This is a genomic window from Pseudomonas sp. SLBN-26 (assembly GCF_006715895.1).
GTDB lineage: Bacteria > Pseudomonadota > Gammaproteobacteria > Pseudomonadales > Pseudomonadaceae > Metapseudomonas > Metapseudomonas otitidis.
In genome coordinates this window covers 841284-865218 of record NZ_VFOB01000001.1, presented here as the reverse complement: position 1 = coordinate 865218, position 23935 = coordinate 841284, and the positions used below count along the sequence as shown (strand labels likewise).

3 protein-coding genes are annotated in these 23935 nt (G+C 67.2%); all 3 read right to left on the bottom strand.

The window, feature by feature from the left end; genetic code table 11:
• The 3 genes from FBY21_RS03940 to FBY21_RS03930 all read right to left on the bottom strand — a co-directional run bounded on the left by FBY21_RS03940 (position 1) and on the right by FBY21_RS03930 (position 23926).
• A complete protein-coding gene (locus FBY21_RS03940) occupies positions 1 to 9360 on the bottom strand; it encodes a DUF637 domain-containing protein (protein ID WP_142008771.1) in 9360 nt (3119 codons plus the stop codon).
• Positions 9361 to 9386: 26 nt separating this feature from the next.
• A complete protein-coding gene (locus FBY21_RS03935; RefSeq protein ID WP_409563787.1) occupies positions 9387 to 11090 on the bottom strand; it encodes a ShlB/FhaC/HecB family hemolysin secretion/activation protein in 1704 nt (567 codons plus the stop codon).
• A gap of 275 nt (positions 11091 to 11365) precedes the next feature.
• Positions 11366 to 23926: a filamentous haemagglutinin family protein gene (locus FBY21_RS03930; protein WP_142008769.1), complete on the bottom strand. Its 12561-nt coding sequence runs from the start codon at positions 23924 to 23926 to the stop codon at positions 11366 to 11368.
• Positions 23927 to 23935 lie beyond the last annotated feature (9 nt).

Here is a 23935-nt window from a genome sequence, read left to right as displayed (position 1 = left end):
TTACCGCCTACCCTTCTGGGCCTGCTGGATCAAAAGATCAATCATTCGCAAATTATTTCGGGAAGGTGGCCCCTTATCTACATCGACATCAAGCGGATCCGAAACGACTACACGACCGTCCTTTCCAATTAGGAACTGCAAATCTTTGACGCGAACATTATTCTCAACCATAATCCGACGAATTTCCTGCAAATCTTCAACACTCCTCTGATTCAAAAGCTCTGACTCGCCAACAATTCGAACCTTGCCGTCTGTTAGTTTAACTACGTCTTTCGACCCCTGAGCATATCTATCAAATATCAATGCGGGCCGATCGCCAACAAGAACAGGACCACGGGCGTTTACGGTAGGTATGCCTACCTCATCAAGCTGTCGCAACAACCTAAGTTCTTCATCAAGAATCGAAGTTTTTTTGCCAACACGCAAAACTCCAACAGCCTGCAAATCCCCATAGGCGAACACATCTTTATTTCCACCCCGCCCCAACAGGGGCCCTAAGTCTGAAAGACCCAGCTTATTTGAACTAAGTATCGTTCCGCCCGTCGGGACTTTAGCAGCAACACCACCCGCCCCAGCTGAAACCGCAAGACCAACCTCAACACCAAGTTGAGTCGAAGATGCAGCATTCTGCTGAAGAACCCCAGCCCCCTTGCCCTGCATGATATACAGGTTATCTAGATAGGCTTTATAGCTCAGTTCTTCCGGGAGTTTACTCACGGCATCCCAAGAGCTCTGGAGGTCCGACCAAGCACACGAAGGGCAATTAGCAGCCCCCATCAACCAGATCGCAGCTTTGGAAGGGCCTGATACGCTCCCTTCAACTGCATTACCAAATCCTTCTTGACTGCCAATCCCTTTGGCATTTAGGACTTCCTGGAAGTACTTTGGATCCGTTCTGTAAGCTAACGGATCAACCAGAGCAACTTCCTTTACGAAAACATTTAGGGCATCTCTGTTATTAAACAGCTCCTTCAGCCCCAGTCGTTCATTATTATATTCTGCCAAAGTAACCCGAAAGAGTCCTGACTGACTTTTTGACAACTCTGTCCTCAGGAAGCCCGCCGCCTGCTGGGTATTTCCATCTAACTCGCCGAGCGAATCACTCCACCCCCTATCCACCATAGCGGCTGCTGTGCGCAGCAACTCACGGCGAGCATCATCTTCAGATATTCCAACTTGTTTAGCATAGCGCTTGACGCGCTCATCATCGGTAGCAAATTTAATTTCATCCGGATGCAACTGGCGATTATACGTAGTGGAGCTTTTTGCGATCTCTGCCCCTTTGTTTATATCTCCATTTACTGCTGCAGCAGCCAGCACACCAATGATCTGAGCCGACATCTGCTCAAGATTCTGATTCCCTTGAGTCAAGCCGGAAAGTCTTTCTATCAAGGCTTCGCTAGCTCCGGCCGCAGCAGCTCCCGTAGCGAAATCACCTCCTGTCGCCTTGCTTAACAGGCCCCCCATCAAAGCATGGAAAGCAACCTTCTGTGGGGAGCCGTCACTCCACTTCATTTCTTTAGAGACGCCGCCAACCCAATTGAAAACCCCAGCCTGAAGCAGCTGTTGCCCTTGGGAAGTCAAAGCCACTTTCAGGTTCTCTTCGAAACTCCCACCTTGAATGGCAGTTTTTGTAACCGCCTGGACGCCACCTTGAGCAGCGAGATAACCGCCGTAGTTACCAAATCCATTCAGAGTTCCAATATCAAAGCCTTTAGTAACGTGGTTAACGTTCTCAGGCTTTACGCCGAAAGCATCATCCAAATAACTGCTTGTCAGCCCGGCAGTAACCCCAGCGACAGCTGCACTCTTGAGACTGTCCTTGCTAAAAGTTTCTTTAAGAGCGGCGCCAAGATTGCCCTTGTTATTAATAGTACTGATTGTACCGGTAGTAGCTAAGCTTGTAGCCGCGGCACCTCCAACTGTGCCGAGCGCGCCAGCCGCAGCAGGCCCAACCACCGCAGCCATGACAATCGCGATAACTAGCTGAGCCCCAGCCCCAAGACCTGAGTTGCTGTACTTGAACGCGTCGTGGATTTCCTTGACCTGCCGCCAGTCGACATCACCACGCTGTTCAGCGGCTTTTATCCATGCGAGCTGTGGGTCAGCAGCCACCATGGCGTCAATGGTCTGGCTAACGGTCTTCTGATCGATCTGCTTGATGTCGATCTTCAAGCCATCAGCGGCTTTGATGACGATTTCACCTTGGGCAATGAGTTGGCTTTGCAACAACGTTTCGTCCGTGCTGCCCTTCCCCTTCATGGAGTTCCAGGCAAGGTCGCTCTTGCTCTTCTCGTGACTCTCCTGGTGCAGGTCCTTCACCGCTTCAAAGGCGATTTCGCCGCCGCTGTCCAGGGTCAGGTTACCGCCGCTCTCGAGGCGGGCGCGCTGGTAGAGCTGGTCGCCTTCGCTGGCAAGGGTCAGGTCGCCCCCGCTGGTGATCTGGGTGCCGACGTTACGTACGTCGGTTACTTCGTCGCGGCGGGTTTCCTTGGCGCCGAAGCTGCCTTTCTTCTTCTTGTCGTAGAGGCTGTATTCACTGTCCTGTGCGGCCAGCAGCTGGATATCTTTACCGGCGTAGAGATAGGCCTCGTCACCAGCCTTGAGCTGGCTGGCGACGACGTTCAGGTCTTCGCCGGCCTTCACAGACAGGTCACCGCCAGCGATGAGTTCAGCGCCCTGCTTGGTCACCCGGCTCTGCTCGATGTCCTCCTTCTTGCCGCGGCTCTTGCGGTGGGATTCGTAGTGGCTCTCATTGGCGGCTGAACCGATCAGGACGTTGCCGTCGGCTTTTACGGTCAGGTCATCGCCGGCTTTCACGCGGCTGGCTACCACGGCCAGGTCGCGATCGCTGGAGAGTGTCAGGTCACGCCCAGCGCTGACATCGGAGCCGTATTGCGTGATCTGCTCGCGGCGGCTGTTGCCCTTGCGGTCCTTCTGGCTGCTCAGATCGTGCTGCTCGGCCGAGACGATGAGCAGGTCCCGCCCGGCATCGATCCGCAGGTCTCGCCCCGCGCTGAGGCCGCCACCGACGTTCTGCACGTCGCGTCCTGCCCCCAAGTCCAGGTCGTTGAGGGCTTCGATACGCGCGGCACCGTCGACGTAGTCCTTGCGGTAGGTGTAGTTGCTTCCACCGGACTCGAAGGTGGTGACGCTGCGCTCGTTGATGATGTCGCCGCTGAGGGCTTTCACCGAAACATCCCGCCCGGCAATGATCCCGCCCTGGGCATTGCGGATGCTCTCGGTGGCCAACAGGCTCAGGCGCTCGCCGGCCTGCATAGATCCGCTGTTGGTAAGGTTGACGGCACTGGCGCTGAGGTTCTGGCTGGCCTTCAGGGTGCCCTGGTTGTTCAGGCTGCCGCCGCTGATGAGGGTGACATCACGGCCCTGGATAAGGGCCCCGTTAGGAGCCACGCGGCCTTGTGCCTGGGCCAGGTAGAGCACCGGCACGAGGACCTTCTCGCCCTGTACTTCGTGCTCTTCCATCCACACGATGTCGTGGGTCAGGGCCGCGACCTGCTCGGCACTCAGGCTCACGCCCAGGGCGAGGTTGAGGGCCTGCTTGCTGGCGATGGCGTTGTCCATCAGGTAGCGGAACATGGCTTCGTCGCTGGTCAGGCCAGCGAGGTAACGCTGGCCGGTGCGAGCCACCACCGCTTCGCGGATCAACCGCTGCTCGAACAGGCCATCGCCCAGGCGCCTCTGGGCCTGGTCCGGGTCATAGCCCAGCTTGCCCAGCATGTAGTCGGAGCTGAGGAAGCGCGCCAGATCGGCGAAAGCCGGGTTGGTTTCGATCAGATACTTGTGGCCCTTGACGGGCACCTCGCCCAGGGAGACCTGGCCAACCCCCGAGGGGACTCGTGTGCCGGTATCCACCGGGTTGCTGCCTGCAGCCTGACTGCCCTGCACCTGCCAGCCGCCGCTGTTGGCCAGGCTTTGCGCCTGGCTGGCACCGTCGTCATTGGCTGCCTGGGTGTTCAGGCGGAACAACCCGTTATCACCTTGCGGCAGGACGAAGCCAGGCAGGGTGAGCGGGTTGACCTGCCGTTGCTGCAGGTCGGGCGGCAATTGGGCGTTCAGCACGACCACGGGCTGGGCGGCTCGGTTCAGCGAGACATCCGCCCCGCGAGCCTGGCCATGGTTGATGGCGGTGTTCGGGTAGGTTTGCAGGTTGTCCAGGTTATTGCTGGCCTGGAGGGTGACGTTGCCGCCAGCCTGGATCACTGCGGGTGCGAGTATCTGCCCGCTTCCGGATACGGAAACGGGCGCATCGATCCCCAGGTAGTACGCCGGGCTGAAGCCCGCCTTCATGGCCAGGTAGGCGGCCTCGCTGAAGGTGGCAGCCGTGCCGTGCTGGGCCATGAAGTTCTGTACACGCGCCTGATGGCCGTAATACACCCCGTTGGATTCCTTGGGGTTGGCGGTGATGACTTTCTGCACGCTCCCGGACATGGCCTGGGCGCCGATGCTCTTCAAGTCACCGGCCTTGATGGCAATGTCGTTGCGGGCGGACAGGGTGCTGTAGCGATTGGTGACCTGGTCACCTTCGATCTGCAGGTTGGCGCCTGCCAGGATCTGGCCCGCAGGCGAGTCCTTGGAGATGACAGCTCCCCACTCTTCATTGAGGGTCAGTTGGCCACGCTTGTCGCCCCAGCTCTTCTTGCAGTGCTGAACGCAGATCAGGTACGCCTGGGCCGAAAGCAGCTTGCCCTCCATGGCGAACTCGTCCTTGGCGTTCAGCAGTGTGGTTGCAGCCAGGCGCATATCCTTGGCGCTTTCCAGCGTAGCGGACAGGTTCTCGAGCAAGTCGCTGCGTGCCAATTGGTCATTGCTGGCGATGCTCAAGGTCCCCAGGCTGTACACGTCGGCATAGCGGTTGGTGAAGCGCTTGACCCGCAACGCCATGTCGTCGCCGCTGAAGATCAGGCCTTTTTCGTTGAGCAGCGATGGCGTCTCGAGGCGCAACAGGCCGGCGCTGCCGAGGGTGCCGTAGTTGTCGAGGGTGCCGGCGCGGGCCGTCAGGCTGCCGGCAGAGGTGATACGTCCCTGGTTGGCCAGCAGTCCGCTGACGGTGAGGGTGCTGGCCGCGCCCCCTGCGATCCGGGCGCTGCTGGCGATATCGAGGCTGCCCGTGTTCAGGGTCAGTTCGCCCAGGCTGGAGAGCTGTCCCTGGCCGGTGTAGGCGCCGCTCAGGTTGAGCGTGAAGCTGCCGTCACTGGCGAGCACGCCGTGGTTGATCCAGTTCTCCCCGCTGCCGCTGAAGGACTGTCGTGCAACCAGCTTGCCGCTGGCGGTCTGGGTGAAGGTGCCGATGTCGAGGACCAGTTGGTCCGCTTCCAGCACGCCGCTGTTGGTCCAGTTGCTGGCGCTGAGGTTCAGCCTGCCCTGGGTGCTGAGGTTGCCCCCGCCGCCCATGACCTGGGCGGTGCTGAGGCCGAAACGCCCGGCACCGGTGTGGACGATGCTGCCGCCGGTGCCGTAGAGGTCATCGACGTCCAGCGCCAGTTCGGCGTTGGCGGTTTCCAGGGTGCCGTTGCGGTTGTCCAGCGCGCTGCCGAGGATCCGGGTGCTCCCTGCCTGGCCCAGTGCCCGCAGGCGGCCGTGCTGGTTGTCGATGCGAGCGGCGGCCAGGCGCAGGGTGCTGCTGCTTTCGAGCAGGCCATTGCCGTTGCGCAGGGCACCGGACAGGGTGAAGTCGATGCGCTCGGCGGCCACCTTGCCGCCCAGGCCTCGGCTGTCGGCCCGGTTGTCGAAATCGCCGGCGATCACGCTCAGCAGTTGGTGGGCGTAGAGGCCGCCCCCCTGGTTCTGGAGGGTGCCAGTGCCCAGGGCGATGCGGGTTTCGCCGCTGAGTGCGGAGAGATGCCCACCCTGGTTGTCCAGGGCCTTGGCGGTGACGGTCACGGCTTGCGCCTGGGCCGTGCCCGAGGCGTTGTCGAACGCTCCGCCACTGGTGACGGTCAGCCCGCCCTGCAGGCTGTTGAGAACGCCACCGTGGTTGACCAGGTCGCCCGCGCTGCGAAGGTCCAGGTCGCCTTGTGCGGTTTCGATGCGGCCACTGCGGTTGTTGAGCGCACCCTCCAGCCTGGCGACGACACCCTGCTGGCCACTGAGGCTGCCGCCCTGGTTGTCGAGGCGTTGCGCCTGCAGGTCGATGAGACCTTCCTGGCTGTGCACCAGGCCATCGGCGCTGTTGTCCAGCACGCCGCTCAGCAGCAGTTCCAGGCCATTGCGAGCTGCCAGGGTGCCACCGGCGTTGTTCAGATCGCCGGTGGTCAGCTTCATCAGCTGCTGGCTGATCAGGCTGCCCCCGCGGTTATCGAGGGCGGCAGCCTGGAGCACCAGCGGGCCGCCACTAGCCAGGCGGGCCTTTTGCGCGTTGAGCAACTGCCCGGTCAGGGTGAGGGTCATCGCGGCCTTGCTGGTCAGCTCACCCACGCTGTTGTCCAGGCGGTTGGCGTGGATGCTGGCCGACTGTTGGCTGCTGATCTGGCCGGTGCGGTTGTCGAGGGTATCGGCGAGCGTGAGGTTCAGGTCGCCCACGCTGGAGACGACGCCCCCTGTGCGGTTGTCCAGGCTCTGTGCGTCGACCGAGACCGTGCCCTTGCCGACCAGGGCACCGCCATCGCGGTTGTCCAGCGCGTCGCTCAGGGTGATCTGCAGGTCGCCATCACGGCTGGACAGGGTGCCCTGGCCGCGGTTGTCGAGGCTGCCGGCCTTGACCGTCAGCCCCTTCCAGCCGGAGACCAGCCCGGTTCCGGCATTGCGCAGCGCGCCTTGCCCCAGGTCGATGTCGAGCTGGCCCGTGCTGATCAGCTTGCCCTGGTCGCCGTTGTCGATGGCCTGCGCCGTCAGGTTGTAACCCTGGCGGCTGGATAGCTCGCCTCCCCGGTTGTCCAGTTTGGCAAGGCGTTCGAGGGTGAGCGGCCCCTTGGCACTGAGCAGGCCGCCACGGTTGTCCAGGTCGCCGTCTTGCAGGTCCAGGTGTACAGCGGCTTCGCCGATCAGGCGCCCCTGCTGCTGGATCAGGCGAGCCACGCTCAGGCGCAGGTCGCCCTTGGAGGACACTTCGCCTCCCTGGCTGGAGTCCAGGCTGGCTGCCTCGAGGTGCAGGCCGGCGGTGCTGGTGATCAGGCCTTGCTGGTTGACCAGCCCGCCCTGGAGACTGAGATCCAGGCTGCCCTGGCTGTTGATCACGCCGCCGGCGCTGTTGTCCAGGCTTTCACCCCGGACCACCAGCCGATCACGTGCGGTCAGGACGCCCTTGGTGTGGTTGAGCAGGCGCTGGACGGTCAAGGTCAGACCCTGGTCGGCCGAGATAAGGCCGGCCTGGCTGTTGTCCAGTACCGCGGGGGCTTGTCCGGCTATGGCCTGGGCGCGGATGTCGGCCTGGCCTTGGGTGGAGATTTCTCCGCCGCTGTTGCGCAAGCGCTCGCTGACGCGCACATCGATGCCTTGGCGAGCCGCGATCAGGCCACCGCTGAGGTTGTCCAGCTGCCGTGCTTCGAGGCTCAAATGGCCCTGACTGAGCAACTCGCCGCCCTGCTGGGCAAGGGTGTCGACCTTGATCTCGACGTCACCCTTTGCCCCCACCTGGCCGGCGGCGCTGTTGCGCAGCTCGCGGGCAGTGACCTGAAGCGCACCCTCGGCCACGACACGGCCCGGCCCGGCGTTGTCCAGAACGCCCTCTACCGCAATGCTCGCATCGCCCTTGCTGCTGACCACGCCACCCCGGTTGTCGAGGCGCTGGCCGGTAATGTCCACGCGCTGATCGGCAACGACGGTACCGCCCTGGTTATTCAGGGCCGCCTTCTGCACCACCAGGCTGCCGCGGCTGCTCAAGGTGCCTTTTGCACTGTTGTCCAGCGCGTCGGCGCTGACGGTCAGGGTGCGGTCTGCGCTGAGCTGGCCACCCCGGTTGTCCAGCTGTCCGGCGTCAATGGTGACCGCTGCTCGGCTGGAGAGCTCACCTTCCTGGTTGTCCAGGCGCTGGGCGACCTTGATGTTCAGGGACTGGTCGGCGGCAATCGCGCCCTTGCGGTTGTCCAGTGATTCGGCATCCACCGTGACGCTGCCCTTGGACAGCAGCAGGCCGTCGTCGCGGTTGTCCAGCGCCTTGGCCGCCACCCGGGTGTTGGCCTTGCCGCTGATGGCACCTGCGCGGTTATCCAGCGTGTCGGTGAGCGCGGCCTCGAGGTCTCGGCTGGCCACAACGGTGCCCTGGTTACGCAGGGAGCCGCCACTGAGCTTCACATCACCCGTGGTGTTGCGGCTGTTGTCGCGATTGACCCCCGCCTCGATCACGCCCTGGTTGCCGAGCTGCTCGGCCTTCAGGTCGATCTGCGCACCGGCCGCCAGGCTCCGGTCTTTTTCCAGCGTCAGGCTCTGGGCCGCTTCGGCTTTGACGTTACGGCCGGCGTAGGTCTTGTTGCCCAGTTCGATCGATTGCGCCTTGAGGGCGATATCCCGGCTGGCGGCGGCCTGGGAGAGGGTGAGTTTGCCATTGGCGTCGATCTGGATGTCGCCGCCGCTGGCGGCCATGTCGCCGGCCAGTTTGACGCCGACGCCCTGTTCGGTGCCGACGAGGCGGATGGCGCCGGCGTACATGCCGCCCAGGGCGCTGCTGTCGATGGCCAGTTGGGGTTTGTCGGTGCCGTCGTCGGCCTTGGCGGTGGCGGCGAGGGTGGTGGCGTCGACGTCGTTGCGGCCGGTGACCATTGCCAGTTGCCGGGCATGCAGTTCGGCGTTGATCTGGGCGCTGCGGGTGATCAGTTCGAACTGGTCGACGTTGCTGGCGTTGAGCCCCTGCCCTTCGATGCGGATCTGTCCGCCGTCGACGTCGTAGCGCTTGAGGGCGCCGTTCTCGACCACGGGGGCGCCGGTGCTGAGGGTGGCGCGGGGGGTGTTGATGAAGCCGCAGCCGTCGCAGGTGATGCCGTGGGGGTTGGCGACGATGACGTGGGCGCCCTGCCCGGCCACTTCGGTGTAGCCCTTGAGCTGGCTGGGGTTGGTGCCGGTGACTTCGTTGAGGATGACGCCAGCGGCGCGCCCGTTGAGGTTTGGGTTGCCGAGGATGTAGCCGCCCAGCTGGGTGCTTTGCAGTTTGTTGGTGGCGTTGTTGAGGATGAGCCCCTGTTCGCCGACGTTGTAGTCGCTGAATTTGTTGTGCGACAGGCCGTTGCCGTTGGGCGTGGCGATGTTGACCACGGGTACGCCGTTGGCGGCGGCGCCGAGGCTGGTGTTGCCGCCGGCGGCGGCGTCCACGGCGAGGTCGGCGGCGGTGCTGACGATGGGGTTGAGGAACATGACGCCGATGAGCACGGTGGCGATGTTCTGGAAGAAGGGGCTGCGAACGTCCATGAGGTGGGGCTCCGGGTGACGCGAAATCAGTAGAACAGGTCGATGCGGGCGTAGATCGGGTGCTCCTGGCGTTCGATGACGTCAGGGCGCTCCAGGGACCGCGCGAAGGTGAGCGAGACGGCCAGGTTCGGGCCGCGGGCGCTGAATTCGAGGGCGTTGCCGCTCAGGCGGCCATGGCTGCGGGCGTTGTTGCGGTCGCCCTGGATCTGGCCCAGGTCGTAGGCGAAGGCGAGGCCGTACTGGCGCACGAAGGGCTGCAAGGGGGCCCAGCCCACGGGGCGGGTCCAGCGCAGTTGGTTGCGCCAGTAGCCGCCGCTGTTGCCGGACAGCGATTGGTCCTTGAAGCCGCGCACCGAGCTGAGGCCGCCGATGCTGATGCGCTGGGGGCTGTTGAGTTCGTCTTCGCTGCGCTGGTAGTTGATGAGGCTGTCGAAGCTGAGGTTTTCCCCGAGCAGCTGGAAGGGCTGCAGGTAGCTGGCGGTGAGGCTGTATTTGTCGTAGCGGGCGTTGGTGCCGCTCTTGCCGTCGATGCGGCTGTTCTTGGCGTCCAGGGCGCCGATGCCCTGTTGCCAGCCGAGGTCGAAGTTGACGAAGGCGCTGCCGAGCCGGCGGCCGTGGTTGAAGCCCAGCTGGGTTTCGGTGATGCGCGGGCTGGAGCTGTCCAGCAGGGCGTTCTCGATGTAGTTGCGGGTTTCCAGGTGGGCGAGGCCGAGGCTGAGGCCGGTCTTGCTGACGCTGTCGCGGTGCAGGACGCGGTCGGCGCGCAGTTGGTGGGTCTTGCTTTCGCCGTCGGAGACGAAGGGGAAGCCCTGCCCTTGGGTGCGCATGCGGTAGTAGCTCTGGCTGTAGGCGTAGCTGAAGCTCCACCAGCCGTACGGCAGGCTGTAGGAGAAGCTCTGGTTGGCGGAGTGGCGCCAGCGGTCGCTGACGGCGTCGCCGCCGGCGCGCAGGCTGAGCTGGTCGGCCAGGCCCAGGGGGCTGTCCCATTCCAGGCTGGCGCCCCACTGCTGTTCGCCGGTGCTGCGCTGGCCGTCGTTGTGGCGGTTGAAGCCGACCCGCCAGGGCTTGCCGGGCTCGCCCTTGAGCTGGACGCGGCTGCCGCCCACTTCGCTGCCGGGCACCAGTTCCAGTTCGGCGGGGCGCGAGGGCAGGCGGTTGATCTGTTCCACCAGTTGCTCCAGCTCCCGCAGGTTCAGCGGCTCGCCGGTCTGCGCCGGGGAGGCCAGGGCCAGTTCGCGGTCGCTGGCGATCGCCGAGCCTTCCACGCCCTCCAGGCGGCCTTCGACGACGATGACGTCCAGTTCGCCGTCGGCCAGGTCCTGCTGCGGCAGGTAGGCGCGGGAGGTGACGTAGCCGCGGTCGATGTAGTGCTGGGTGATGGCCTTGAGCAGGTCGTTGAGGCGCCCGCTGTCCAGGCACTGGTGCTCGAAGGGCTTGAGCAGTTCGCGCTGGCGCACCTCGCTGATCAGGTGCACGCCCTGCAGGCGGATGCGCTGGATGTCGAAGCACGGGCCCTGTGCCTGGGGCTGGCTGGGGGCAACCGGCTCGGCACGGCCGGGCAGTTGCTGCAGTTCCTGCAGGCGCTTGCGCTGCTCTTCCAGCAGCCGCTCCTGGCGGTCGCGGATCAGGTCGCGGTCGCCAGGGGACGGCACCACGGGATCGGCGGCAAAGACTTGGAAAACAGGAAACAACAGCAGGCAAAAGCCGACTGCAAACGGCTGCATGCGCATGACGACCTTCCTTGGATAGTGGCATCTCGACATCGGGGCGATATTTTTATGGCGCCAGCGACTTTGCTCAAGCCCTTTCCCGACCAAATGCGAATCACTCGTCAGTTTGGTAGGTCCGGTAAGAGCGGCGGATTCTAGTCAAAGAGGCAAACCAGAAAAGCAGCGCTGATGTTCCCTGAACGTAGGGAAATTTCCGAAACGCAGAAATAAAGAGCGGCAGTCACCTGCCGCCCTCGGGAAAGAAGTGCCGCCCCGAAGGGCGGCCGGGGATGGGGTCAAAGCGTGAGGTTGCGCTGTTCCTCCTCGGTCAGGCGGCTGCGGGCCTGTTCGTCCAGCGGGCCGGCGCCGAGCACCTGCACGCTGCGGTTGGCGTCGTAGCCGGTCGGGGCCGGGGCGCGGGCTTCTTCGCCGCCTTGCAGGCGTTCGTTGCCGAAGCCCAGCACCTGCACCGTGACGATGGACGGCTGGCGTTCGCGGGCGGCGCGCTGCTGGCCCCGCGCGGCCTCTTCGGCGGCACCGCTGGCGGAGCTGGCCGCCGAGCTGGCCGAGGCCAGGGCTCCGGTGTTGACCGAGGCCACCAGCGGTATCCCGCTGGATTTGCCCTGCACCTGGATGTTGGCGGCGTTGATCACCTGCAGCGCGGCGATGTTGACGTTGCCGGAGACGCGAATGCCGGCCTCCCCCGCGTCGATGGTGCCCAGCGGCGCCAGCAGGTCCATGTCGCCCGGCGGTACCTCGGGGATGGGCGCCAGGGTGGCGATGCCGGCACCGGTGCTGGGCACGCTGGGCGACAGGGTGACGTTGCCCCAGGCGTCGTAGACGCGACGGGGTGGCGTGTACACCAGGGTGGTCTTGGAGCCGCGTCCGGCGTTGATGTCGCCCCGGGCGGACCAGGCCAGGATGTCGCCACCGAAGGTGGTCATGATGCGGCTCTGGCCCAGCAGCACGCTGCCCTCGGCGAACAGCTGGATGTCCCCGGCACCCTGGGTGATGACACCGGCCGAGGCCGGCGGCGCCTCGCCCTCGATGCCGAACACCTGCTGCCCACCTGGCGTGAGCATCTGGATGCCGCCCCCGAACAGGGTGCGCACACCGGCACCGCCATAGAGGGTGATGTCGCCCTCGTAGCGGATCGGGTTGCCGGCCACGTCGTGGCTGGGGAACAGCGCGGCGATGGCATTGCGGCCGCGCAGGTAGCTGCCGAAACGCGGGCTGCCGGCATCGTTGTATTCGCGCCCGCCTGCGCGCAGCTCGGCGAAGTACAGCTGGCGGGCGAAGATCCGCTGCTGCTCCGGCGCCAGTGCGGTGAAGTAGGCCAGCGCCTGCTCGCGGCTGCCGCTGAAGCCGAAGCGCTCGGCCAGCCAGGCCGCCAGCTCGGCTTCGTAGGTCTGCGCGACGCCACCCGCACCCAGGCTGGCGCCGGGGGCGAGGCGATTGGTCGGGTCCAGGTAACGCAGGGCGAAGGCCAGGTAGTCCGGGCCGCTGCCGGCACCGGCTTGCAGGGCGATGTCGGCGCCCGGGCGCTTGTCGCCGGGCACGATGGCTCCCAGGCTGTTCAGCGTGGCCTGGTCTTCCAGGCGCAGCTGGCGACCGGCAGTGATCTCCAGGGTGCCGGGCCCGGCAACGTTGAAGCTGCTGAAGAGGATGTCGCGCCCGGCGGACACCACCGAGACGTCGGTGGGGGCGTCGTGGACGAACAGGTTGCCGGTGGTCTGCGCAGTACCTTCGATATTGCTCGGGCCTGGCAGACCGACCATCTGCCCGCTGTTGACGATGTCGCGCCCGGCCATGAGGCGGGTCGGGCGTGCGCCCTCGTACCAGGTTTCACCGGCCCGGGGATAGCTCGAGAACCTCAGGATCTCGCCCGTGCGCACCCCGACGATGTCACCCCGCAGGGCGTAGATGCGCGTCGGCTGATCGGCACCACGGTAGGCGCCTTCGACCCCGGTGCCACCGAAGGCGAACAGGCTGCGCCCGGGGTTGCCGCTCCAGCCCAGGTCGCCATGGCTGGCGCCTGACGCATCGAGGTAGTAGAAGCCCGGTTTGAAGGGCGTGGCCAGGTGGTCCTGGGGAGCGTTGCTCGGCGAAAGGGCATAACCCCCAGCGTAGATGGAGTTTCCGGCCAGCAACTCCAACTGGGCCTGGCGCCCCGGGGCCAGTAGCAGGGAGTTGACGACCACCTGAGCGTCCATGCGAGCCGTGCCCTGCGCCGATGGCCCGTAGTAGAGGCTGCCAGCCGGAGCCACCGCCCGCAGGACCGAGGGGTAGACGAAGCGCCCGTCAGTAGCGGAGTAATCCATACCGGAACGCAAACTGAGACCACCGGTGTAGGAGCCCGTTTCCCCCAGTTGGGTCGAGGGTGTCAGATTGCCACCGGCGGCGAACAGGTCGATGGCGGTATGGTCTGTCCACAGGCTGAACCAGGCGAAGCCGCTGCTGCGGGTGCCGGCCAGATCCACGGCCTGGCCGCCCAGGGCCTGGCTGCGCCCGGCGTCGCTCACCCCCCCCAGCACCAGGTCGCCCCGGGCATTGAGGCTCACCGTGGCGTCCCCCGGTACCAGCACCAGCCCGCCGTTAGCGGAGGCCTTGGTGGCGGTGAAGGGGTCGTAGGCGCGGCTTTCCCGAGCGTCATGGTTGAGCGCTGCCGGCCCGGTGATCGTGTCGATGCCGCCATAGGAAGCGGCACTGGCGCGCAGGCTTCCCCGCAGGTTGACCAGGCTGCCATTGAGATCATGCCGCTGCTTGATGGGCAGCTTGGCATCGTCCTGGAACCCTCGGGCCTCCAGGTCGGGGTTGAGCGCACCGCCCACCACCAGGTTCAGGTCGCCACCGCCGGTGGTGACCAGGTGGCCGTCCACCAGGCGCCCGGTGGAGCCCACGGCCAGCACCAGGCCCTGGCTGCGACTGGCGAGGTCGCTCTTCATGGTTCCTCGGGGCGCCTGCAGGCCGGCATCCCCGGCCACGCGTACGTCGAGGTTGCCGCCGCCCAGGGTGCCGAAGCCGGTGAAGCCGGCCAGGGCGACGTCCTTACCACTGTTGAACGGCACATAAGTGCCGAAGTTGATCCACCAGGCGCTGGGCACGGTGGATGCCGCGTCCAGCCCGCCGCCCTGGCGCCACAGCCAGTTGCGGACTGCGCTGCCTTCCGGCTGCTGAGTGTCCCCGCCTCCGCTCTCCGGCCGTCCGATCAGATCGCCGGTCAGGTCGCCGCCCACCGTCAGCGACAGGTTGCCGCCCCGCTCCGGGTACCAGGCGCGGTAGAGACTGCTGACCCCGCCGTCCACCAGGGTCTCGTAGACACCTCCGTTTTTGCCAAGCACGGTATCGACCAGCGCTCCATTGCCTGGATTAACGGCCAAACCGCGTGCCTGGTTGTAGGCCGCGGACTGCGACAGCCCCAGCGAAGAGGTACCGGCCGTATAGAGGCCGTACAGGGAGTGCAGATTGAAGTCCCCGGCGCTCACCAGGTCCAGGTCCCCGGTGCCGGTGCGCAACACGCTGAAGCGGCTGCTACCCAGGGCGTAGTTGTATTCGGGCAAGGGTTCAGGTGTCCCCTCGACGATACAGAGCGTTGCCCCTTGCGCGCAGAACTCGTCGTCGGTCATACCCCATAGGGATGCCAATTCTGCGACTGGACGCCCGGAAAAGCTCAGGTCACCCCAGTAAAGCAGCGAAGCTTCATCGCTTAGTACCCTGGGGCCTGGCGGTAGAGCACATAGACTGGCCTCATAGCAAACACTCGCTTCGTCCGAGCCGAACTCAGCCATGACCTCGGCTACCGGCTTGCCGGCGAGGCTCTCATCGCCATACCACGCCAGTGCACCCTCCGCCGTGAGGAGGCGGATCGATGGCACCGGCTTGAGCGTCGCCAGGTAGCCATAGTGAGTGTCGGCCAGGCGCAGTTCGCCGTGCTCGGCATAGGGGTCGACCAGGCGGCTGTCGGCGGCCTTCAGGTCGGCACCGGCCACGGCCCGCAGCGACCAGGACTGCGAGCCCTCGGGCAGCATCTGCGCCACGGCCCAGTTGCGTCCCTTGCCGTCACCGCCTCGCAGGTTGATCTTCTCCACCCCGGCGGCGAGCTTCACATCGGTGCCCGCCGGGATCAGCGCACCCAGGGCCAGCACCAGGTTCCCCGCCTGTACCACCCTGTCCGGCGCACCGACGATAGTGCTGGGCGCGTTGCTCGGCAGCGGCACGCCCTTCGGCCAGGTCATGGCCGTTACCGGGGTGTCTCCCGGCAGCCAGGTCCCCGCCCCCAGGACCATGCCCTGGGCCAGGGTGACGGCCTCGGCCAGGCGGGTGCCGGCCGCGTAGGCCAGGCTGCCGTCGGCGTTGCGCACCTCCGCCGCCAGCACCGTACCGGCCGCCAGTAGCAGCGGGCCGTTCAACCACGCGTCCGCCGGCAGGCGGGTACCGGCAGCCAGGGTCATGGCCTTGATCGGCAGGTCGTAGTTGAGCACCGTGCCGGCGGGGAAGGCGGTGCCATCCTGCAGTTCGATGCCGCCACGGGGCACCACCACATCCCCGTTGAACGGCTGCTTGCCGGGCAGCAGCACCCAGCCGTCGTCGTCCTGGGTGGCCGGCGGTGCGAGGAAGCCGTCGTTGATGCTGCCCAGCACGCTCAGGTCGCCCCCAGCGCGGATCACCAGGTGCCCCACCTCCCCCGAGCCCGCAGCAGCGGTCCTGGGGGTGTGCGGATTGAGGCTGGCGTAGCGGTAGCCGGACAGGTCCAGGTCGCCCTGCACCACCAGGTCGCCACCGGGCGTCCGGCTGACCAGCTCCACCCCGGGCCGCAGGTGGAAGGCATCGGCATAGGCGGCGTTGTTCAGGCCGGCCAGCTTGCCGTTGAGCAGCGCGCCGTTGGCCAGGGCGTGGTCGATGAAGGCCAGGCTCTCGGCGTGCTTCTGGTCCAGATAGGCCTGGTCGATGACCTGGTAGGGCCGGCCGCTGGCGGCCGGGTCGCTGCCGTCGCGGGCATCGTCGTAGCGCTGCACGCCGTTCACGGCGATCAGGCTGGCGCCCTGGATGTCCAGGGGGCCGCTGGCATCGATGGCGATGTCACCAGCGCTGGCACCGCCGAGCCGGGGAGCATTCAGCTCCAGGGTGCCCCGTGCTCGGCCATCGCGGCCGCTGCTGGCGGCGGTGCCGTGGCGCAGGTCGATGCGGGCGCCGCTGGCCAGGGTCAGTTGGCCATCGACGGCGCTCAGTTCCACCGTGGCCCGGTTGGGCGCATCAATGATCCCGCCGTAGCTGTCCACCCGCAGGCGGTTGCCATGGGCGTCCAGCCGCGCGCCGCTGCCGAGGGTGAGCCCCTGCTTGCCGGCCAGGCGGATGGCCCCCACCCGCTCGCCGCTGGCGTCCACGGTGCCGTTCACCGTGAGGTGCCCGCCGTCCAGCGACACGCTGATCTCTCCGGCCTTGAGGCCATCGCCGATCACCAGGTCGCCCTGCTTGAGCTGGAAGCTGCGGGCGCCGAACACCTGGCCCTGGTTGAGGCGCTGGTTGAGCGCGGCGAAATCGTCGCTGAGGTTGCCCGCGCCGAGCCGCTGGGCGTGTATCTCCAGGCTGCCGGCCTTGTACGGCATCCAGGTGCCGCCAGCGTCGTATTCCCCGCTGCTGCCACCGAGGATGCGCCCTTCCAGGGCCACCGTGCCGGCGCCGGCCGCCAGGGCGGTGGCCTTGAGGCTGCCGGCCTGGTTGTTGACTGCGGACAGGTCGATCAGCGCACCGGCCGCCTGGTGGATGTCGCCGTGGCGGCTCTCCAGGATCAGGTCGCCGCCCCAGCTGTACTTGTTCACCTCGTTGAAGGTGACCTTACGCCCGGCCAGGTCGATGCGGGCACCATCGCCGAGGCTCAGCTGCTCCTCGGCCGCCAGGGTCAGCTTGCCGCTGGGCAGCACCACCGCACCCTCCAGGTACAGGTTGCGCCCGCGAAGGGACAGCTCCGCCCCCAGGGCATCGCCCCCGATGGTCGGCACCGTGGAACCGGCCGGGGCGCTGATGCGGATGTCGCCACCCGCGCTGAGGCGGTTCACCGAGCCGGCCCCGCCGGTCAGCACCGGGGTGCGCAGGGTCAGCTGCCCGCCGCTGTACTGGAAGCCCTGGCCCGGGGTGTAGCCGTCCTGCCGCTGGTACACCGCCAGGCCGCCCTTGTGGTTGGCGGTGATGCGCTCGCGGGCGTTCAGCTCGACGTTGGCGAAGCCCACGGCCAGCCGGTCGCGGATCGGGCTGGCACTGGGCTGGCTGTCCGGCAGGTAGCCGAACTCGATGCGCTCGGCGTCGATCAGCAGGCTGCCCACGCCGCTGCCGGCACCGCCGGCGATGATGGCACCGGCCTCGTTGTGGGCACCGTTCCACACCAGGTTGGCGGTGCGGATCTGTGCACGCGCACCCGCCTCGCCCTGGCCGTAGATGGCCGGGGTGGTCAGCACCAGCTCCTTGAGCCGCGAGCGACCGTCGGCACCGTAGGTGTCCAGGCTGGCGTCGCCGAAGAAGTTCAGCGAATCCCGCGCGCCCAGCACCAGGGTCTCCAGCGCGGGCGCGCCGACCTGGGCATCGCCACGCAGCAGGCGGTCCAGCACCGCCTGGTTGAGGGTCAGCCCGTTGGGCAGGCGGTTGCGGCTGGCCAGGTCGGCCAGCACCTCGGCGCTGCCGACGTTGATACCGCCTACTGCCAGGGTCAGGTTGCGGGTGCCGTAGCGCACCGCATCGCTCAACTCGAAGCGGTTGTCGGTGGCCGTGGCGATGGTGCCGTCGGAATAGAGCCCGGTGGTGCCGCTGCATGTGCCGTCGCAGACACCGATGCGGATGGGCCCAGGCGCCGCATTCGGTAACTGGGGGTTGGGCACATCCGGGGCCAGCAGGCTGAGGTAGCCGTTAGAAACCGCCAGCACGCTGTTGCGCCCCGGCTTGTACAGGTAACCGTCGCGGGAGTCCCGCGGGGCAGCCCCCAGGCCCAGGGTGTTGATACTGGCGCCCTGCTCCACGGTGATGCCCCCCGTCGGGCCGGAGCTGATCAGCATGACCTCCGGCGCCCGCAGGGTCGCGCCGCTGCGCAGGGTCACGCTGTGCACGTTGGCCGCCGCGCCATTGGCGGTACCCAACTGGATGAAGTTGCCACCCTGGCCGTAGACCGTACGGCCATGACCACCGATGAAGAGGCTGCCGGCACCGATGGCGTTGAGGTCGGCATCGTTCAGGGAAATGCCGGTAAAGCCGGCGCTGGCCCCGGTGCCGGCCTTGACGATTTCCAGGTGGCTGCCGAATGTCGCGTCGATGGCGGTGATGCTGCCCCGTCCTCCCTCCTCACGGCCCTTCAGCAGGGTTCCGGCGAAGCGGAAGCTGGGCTGGCTGCCGTCGCTGCGCGAGAAGTTCAGATTGAAGGCCTTGGCGTCCCGCGGCATCAGCGCGGCGGGGATGCCCAGCCGCGCGGCATCGGCCAGCAGGTACTGGCTGAGGGTGGTCTCGTTGTACTGGGAGTAGCGGCGCAGCACGTCGGCCGGGGTGAGGATCACCTGGCTGGCCAGGCTGTCGCGGGCGCCGCTGGCCAGGCCCAGGGTGCCGGCGGTGGACCAGGAGCCGTTGCGCATGGCCTGGGTGACGAGGGCACCGCCCTGCCCCGCCAGGCCATTGACCTCCACGCGGAAGGCCCCCGGCAGCAAGGCGTAGGTGGATGGCAGCAGGGTGTAGGTGCCCGCCGGTAGCCCCGGCACGCCAGCGCCGACGGTGATCTGCTGGCCCACCAGTGGTGCCACGGCCCCGGCCTCGCCATTGCCGGGGGCGAAACCCGGCTGGACGCCGGGCACGATGGCGTACACCGGGTTGCTGCTCAGGGCCGGCAGCAGGAAGCCGTCCGGGCCGTATTGCACCAGCGGGTTGAAACGGGCATCGGTGGAGCCGCCGCGACCGGCGACGAACCCGGCACCGAGCACCACCCCGCCGCCGGACACATCCACCACGGCGCCCTCGGCCACGTCGATGGCCTGCCCGATCAGGTCCACCTTGCCGGGCATGTTGTTCTGCCCCTCCTTAAGCAGGGTGGTGGAGAGGGGCACGCCGTCGTAGAGCCAGGTCTTGCCGTCCACGGTGCCGCCATAGGGAATCACCAGGCCCGCGCCGCTCACCGAGGTCAGGCTACCGGGCAGCAGGTTCACCCGGCTGGCAGGCCGAGGGCCGTTGCTGGTGTTACCGATCACCAGGCTGCCCAATGGCGCCCGCAGGACGCCCCCCTGGTTGATCACGTCGGCCTCCAGCCTCAACTCGCCAAAGGCCGACAGGGGCTGCGCCGGGATCGCGCCAACCGGGCGGCCGATGTCGATGCGCGTGGCCTGCACCAAGGCCTTGACCCCGGTACCGGGGTAGACCTGGGCTGCTGTGATGCGCAGGTCGCCGGGCAGCGTCAGGCTCATGGCGTTGGCTATGCTGCTCGGGCTCGCCAACAGCCGCAGGTCACCCTGGCTGTCCAGTTGCACCTGGGCGAAGGCACGGCGGTCCACCACCTGCTCGCGCCCCTGCAGCAGGCGGATGCTGCCGCGCGCCCCCAGGTTCACCTTGTCGCGCACGTCCAGCAGGCCACGGGCGCTGAGCCGCCACTGGCCAGTGGCAGGGCGTATCGAGGTGCCAATGTCAATCCCCGTGCTGGTCTCCCCACTGTTCGCGTCAACCGGCTTGGTCCCGGCCAGCCGCAGGTAGTGGCTGCTCAACTCGACCCGGCTATCCGCCGCGGCGGACTCGGCCAGGCCATAGGCCCCGGCATACAGGCTGAGGGCATTGGCCAGGTTCAGACGCACGTTGCCATCGAAGCTCAGCAGCCCGGTGCTGAGCAGCGCCAGGTTGTCGAACCCGCCCTGCTCCACCTGGCTCACCGCCAGCCGGCCCTGGCCATAGCGCAGCAACGACGCCCCCTGCTCGGGGCCAGCCCCCTCGGCCAGGGGTGCCGCCTGCTGCTGGGCCACCACCAGTTCCCGGGCCTGGCGCACGGCGTCAGTGGCCCGGGGGTCTTCGAACCTGTATTTGGTCGCACCCAGAGCCACGGAGAGGCTGCCCCCTGCCACCCCCTCGCCGCCCGCGGCAGCGCGGAGCTGCCCATCCAGGTACAAACCGCTGGTGGATGCCAGGGCAATGCTGCCGCCCTGGCTGGCCACCCGCAGCGGGCCCTGGCCGGGCAGGTCGAGCCACGCCTGGCTGCCGGAGGCATCGAGGCGCGCGCCCTGGCGCACCACCACGAAGGCATCGCTGGCCGTCAGGTCACCCCGGTTGGCGTCGATTTCCCCGCCGATGACGATGCTGCCCCCCTGGCGCACCTGGCCGTAGCGGTTGCCTCGGGCGTCCACCGCGCTGACGGCGCGGGAGGCTGCGTCCAACCGGGCGTGATCGCCGATCCAGAGGGAACGGTAGGTTTCCAGCGGCCGCGCGGACTGGACCTCACCGTTGCTCCCCAGGCCGAGGACGCTGATGCGCCCGCCCCAGGCCTCCAGGGTGCCGTCCACCGTGACCTGGCCGATCCCGGCCAGGCGGATGGCCTGGCCAGGGTCGACATGCAGCAGAGCCCCCTGCTTCACCACCAGCGCCGTGCTGGCGATGTCGGCGGCGGCGGTCTCCGGGCTGCCAGCCTGCAGCGAGAGGCTCGCCCCCTGGCGCTGGGTCAGCACACCCTGGCCAGCATCCTCCTGGTAAAGGGGTGGCAACCAGCGCTCCAGGGCCTCGGACAGGGCACCGCCGGTGGCCAGGTTGCCCGCGCCGCTGGCCTGGCGGTAGAGCGGCTGGGTCACCTCGACGCGTGTGCCCTCGGCCACCTCCAGGCCCCGGTTGCCCCTCACCTCGTAGGCGGAGAAACCCTTGTCGAAGAAATCCCCACGCAGCACCAGGGTGCCGGCCGGCGCCGACGGGGCGTTGTCGGCGATCAGCACCCGAGCGGCCTGCAGGCTGAGGGTGCCACCCCCCTTGACGCCTTCGCCCCGCAGGGCGCCGCCCAGGCTCAGCACGCCACTGTCACCCCGGTTGCCGGCACTGGCCGCCAGGGTGACGTTGCCGCCCTTGCCGCCCTGAAGCCTGCCGTTGGCGAGCAGCGCCGCGCCGGAGCTGACATCCACCGTGCTGCCGGCTTCCAGCAGGGTGTTGCCGCTGCTGCGCAGGGACACACTGCCGCCATTGAGGTAGGGCAGCGCGCGGGTGTCGTCGGGCTCGCGCAGCAGGTTGCTCCACAACCCGCTGGCATCGAGGCGCACGCCCGCCCCCACGCGTACCGAGGCACTGCCGCTGGTGGGGGTGAGCACGGTATCGGCGCGCCCCAGGGCGGTCATCTGGTTGAGCACGTTGCCCAGCTGGAGGCTGCCGCCACGGGCGGTGATGTCGGCGTTCACCTCCACCTGCGGGCCGTAGAGGGTCACGTTGCCGGCCGGCGCCACCTGCAGCGCGCTGTCGACCCGGATGCCCTCGCTGGCCGCCACCTTGATGGCCCCGAGGTTGAAGCCGTTGAGCTGGGCGCTGTCCAGGTACAGGGTGCCCTGGCGTCCCGCCGGCAGGGCGGTGGTCAGGTCGAGCCCGTCGGCGATGCGTTCGGCGCCCTGGCCGAACACCACCTGCTTCAGGGTGTTGGCACTGGCACCCAGTACGGGCTCCAGGGTGCCGCTGCTCTTCACGTACAGGGGGGCGTAGGTGCCCACCACCAGTTGGCCACCGCGCGCCGCCGCCTTCTGCGACTGGCGGTAGCCGTCGAGGCCGGCCTGGGCCGCCTGGGTCTGCCGGGCGCCCTGGTAGGTGTCGCTGACCAGGGTGCCCTCAAGCACCGCGTTGCGGGTGCCGATGACCAGGCTGCCGGCGTCGCGGCCCACGGTGTAGCCGGCCTCCTGGCGCTCGCGCGGGGCGATCAGCGGGTCGTAGTAGTAGTCGGTGCGGCCCCAGCGCTGGCTGTGGTCCTCGTAGCCCCGGTAGATGCCGGTGTAGAGGATGTCGCCCGGGGCGCTGGAGAGTTCGTACAGGCGCCCGTCGGCGCCCTTCAGCCAGGTCTGCCGGACGCTGCCGCCCTGGACGTCGAGGGTGCCGCCGGAAAGGTTGATCTGCGAACCGGACTGGGTCACCACCTCGCCGCCGGTGAAGCTGACGGTGCCGCCCAGGGCCATCCATTCGGCCACGCTGTGGCCCTGGGTGCCGAGGTAGCCGCTGACCTCCAGCAGGCCGCCGGCGGTGTACCAGCGGTCGGTGGCGTAGCCGTTGGTCCCGGCCGGCACCCGTACCAGCTCGCGCACATCCACCCAGACGTCGCTGTTGTTCAGCGCGCCCTTGTCGCGGTTGACCGAGGCGTCGCGCTGCTCGTTGCCCTGCAGGTTGACCTTGACGCTGTTGGCCGACATGGCCACCTGCACGCCGGTGACGCCGGAGACGTCGATCACCGCGCCGTCGCGCACCAGGCTGCGCTGGGCAGCCTGGGTCGCCACCTGGCCACCGGTGGCCAGGGTGATGGAGCCCTTCTGGAAGTCCACGCTGCCACTGCTGTCGATCTGCACCAGGGACAGGTCGCGGCGGAAGGCGTCGCCGTTCACCACGTCGCCGTCCTGCTTGAGGGCCGGTGCCAGCAGGGCATCGCGCTGGCTGTCGAGGGCAGTGGCGCTGGCATCGAGGAGGGTCGCGGTGGTGCTGCCCTCGCCCAGGGTCACCTGGCCATTGGCGCCGCTGGCGGTGAGGTGCACGGTGCCACGGGCGTCTGCGGAGGTGCTGGCCAGGGCCACGCCGCTCTGCTGCACCTGGTTGCCCACCAGGCTGACATCGCCGCTGGCGGCCAGCAGCACGCCCCGGTTGAGCACCCGGCCGTTGCCGCTGGCGCTCACTTCGTTGCCACGGGTGGTGGAGGTGGGGCTGCCGTCGCTGCCATAGCCCTTGCGGATCACGAAGCTGTCACCAGCCGCCATCAGCACCTGGCCCTTGGGCGTGCTGATGCTGCCGGCGTTGTCCACCTCCTTGCCCAGCAGCAGCACATAGCCGCCCCCAGAGGTGGAGGTGCTGGGCGCCGCCGTGCTCAGTTGCGCCCCCTGCTCCACGCGGATATTGCCCTGGGCGTTGGTGAAGCTCGGGTTGCTGCCGTTGTAGAGGCCACCGCTGCGGAACTGCTCGTCGCTGAAGCCGGTAGCGGCAGCCACCAGGTTGCGCACGTTGACCTGGCTGGTGCCGCTGAACACCACCCCGTTGCTGTTGAGGATCATCACCGTGCCGTCGGCCTTGATCTGGCCCTGGATCTGGCTGGGCGCGGTGCTGTTGCCCACCTTGTTCAGCAATGCCCAGCTGGCCTCCTGCTGGAAGGCCAGGGTGGTGTCACGGCCGACGTTGAAGGTCTCCCAGTTGAGGATGGCCTTGTCGGCGGTCTGCTTGATGGACACCAGCACCTTGCCGTTGGCGTCGGTCTGCACCGGCGCCTCGGCGTTGATGAACAGCGGCTTGCCATCGGGCCCCACCACCACGTTGAGGCCGTTGCCTCCGAGACCGTTGTGCAGGGTCTGCGGGGCGCCGCTGGCGGCCGCGCGCCCGGCGGCCTGGGCTGCCTGGGCCGCGGCGATGGCGGCCACGGTGTTGTTGAGGTTGGCGAAGGAGCGGCCCAGGCGCTGCTGCACCTGCTGCTGCTGCGCCAGCGGCGGTGGCGAACCCGGCTGCACGGTCCCCGGCCGGGCGGCTCCGGCGGCCTGGGCGGCGCCCTTCTCGGCGAACCAGCCGGCACTGAAGGCCGGCGCGGCCTGGGCACCGCCAGCCAGAAGCATCAGGGCGATGGCCTGGGCCAGTGGCTTGAGCAGGAGGGGGTGTTCGCGGCGGGCGGTGCAGGTGACGGACGGCTTGGGCTGGGAACGCATCACGACGGG

What these genes read in the sequence shown, in the direction of transcription:
- FBY21_RS03940 (WP_142008771.1), bottom strand. Translation starts at nt 9,360, where the DNA reads ATGGACGTTCGCAGCCCCTTCTTCCAGAACATCGCCACCGTGCTCATC.
- FBY21_RS03935 (WP_409563787.1), bottom strand. Translation starts at nt 11,090, where the DNA reads ATGCGCATGCAGCCGTTTGCAGTCGGCTTTTGCCTGCTGTTGTTTCCT.
- FBY21_RS03930 (WP_142008769.1), bottom strand. Translation starts at nt 23,926, where the DNA reads ATGCGTTCCCAGCCCAAGCCGTCCGTCACCTGCACCGCCCGCCGCGAA.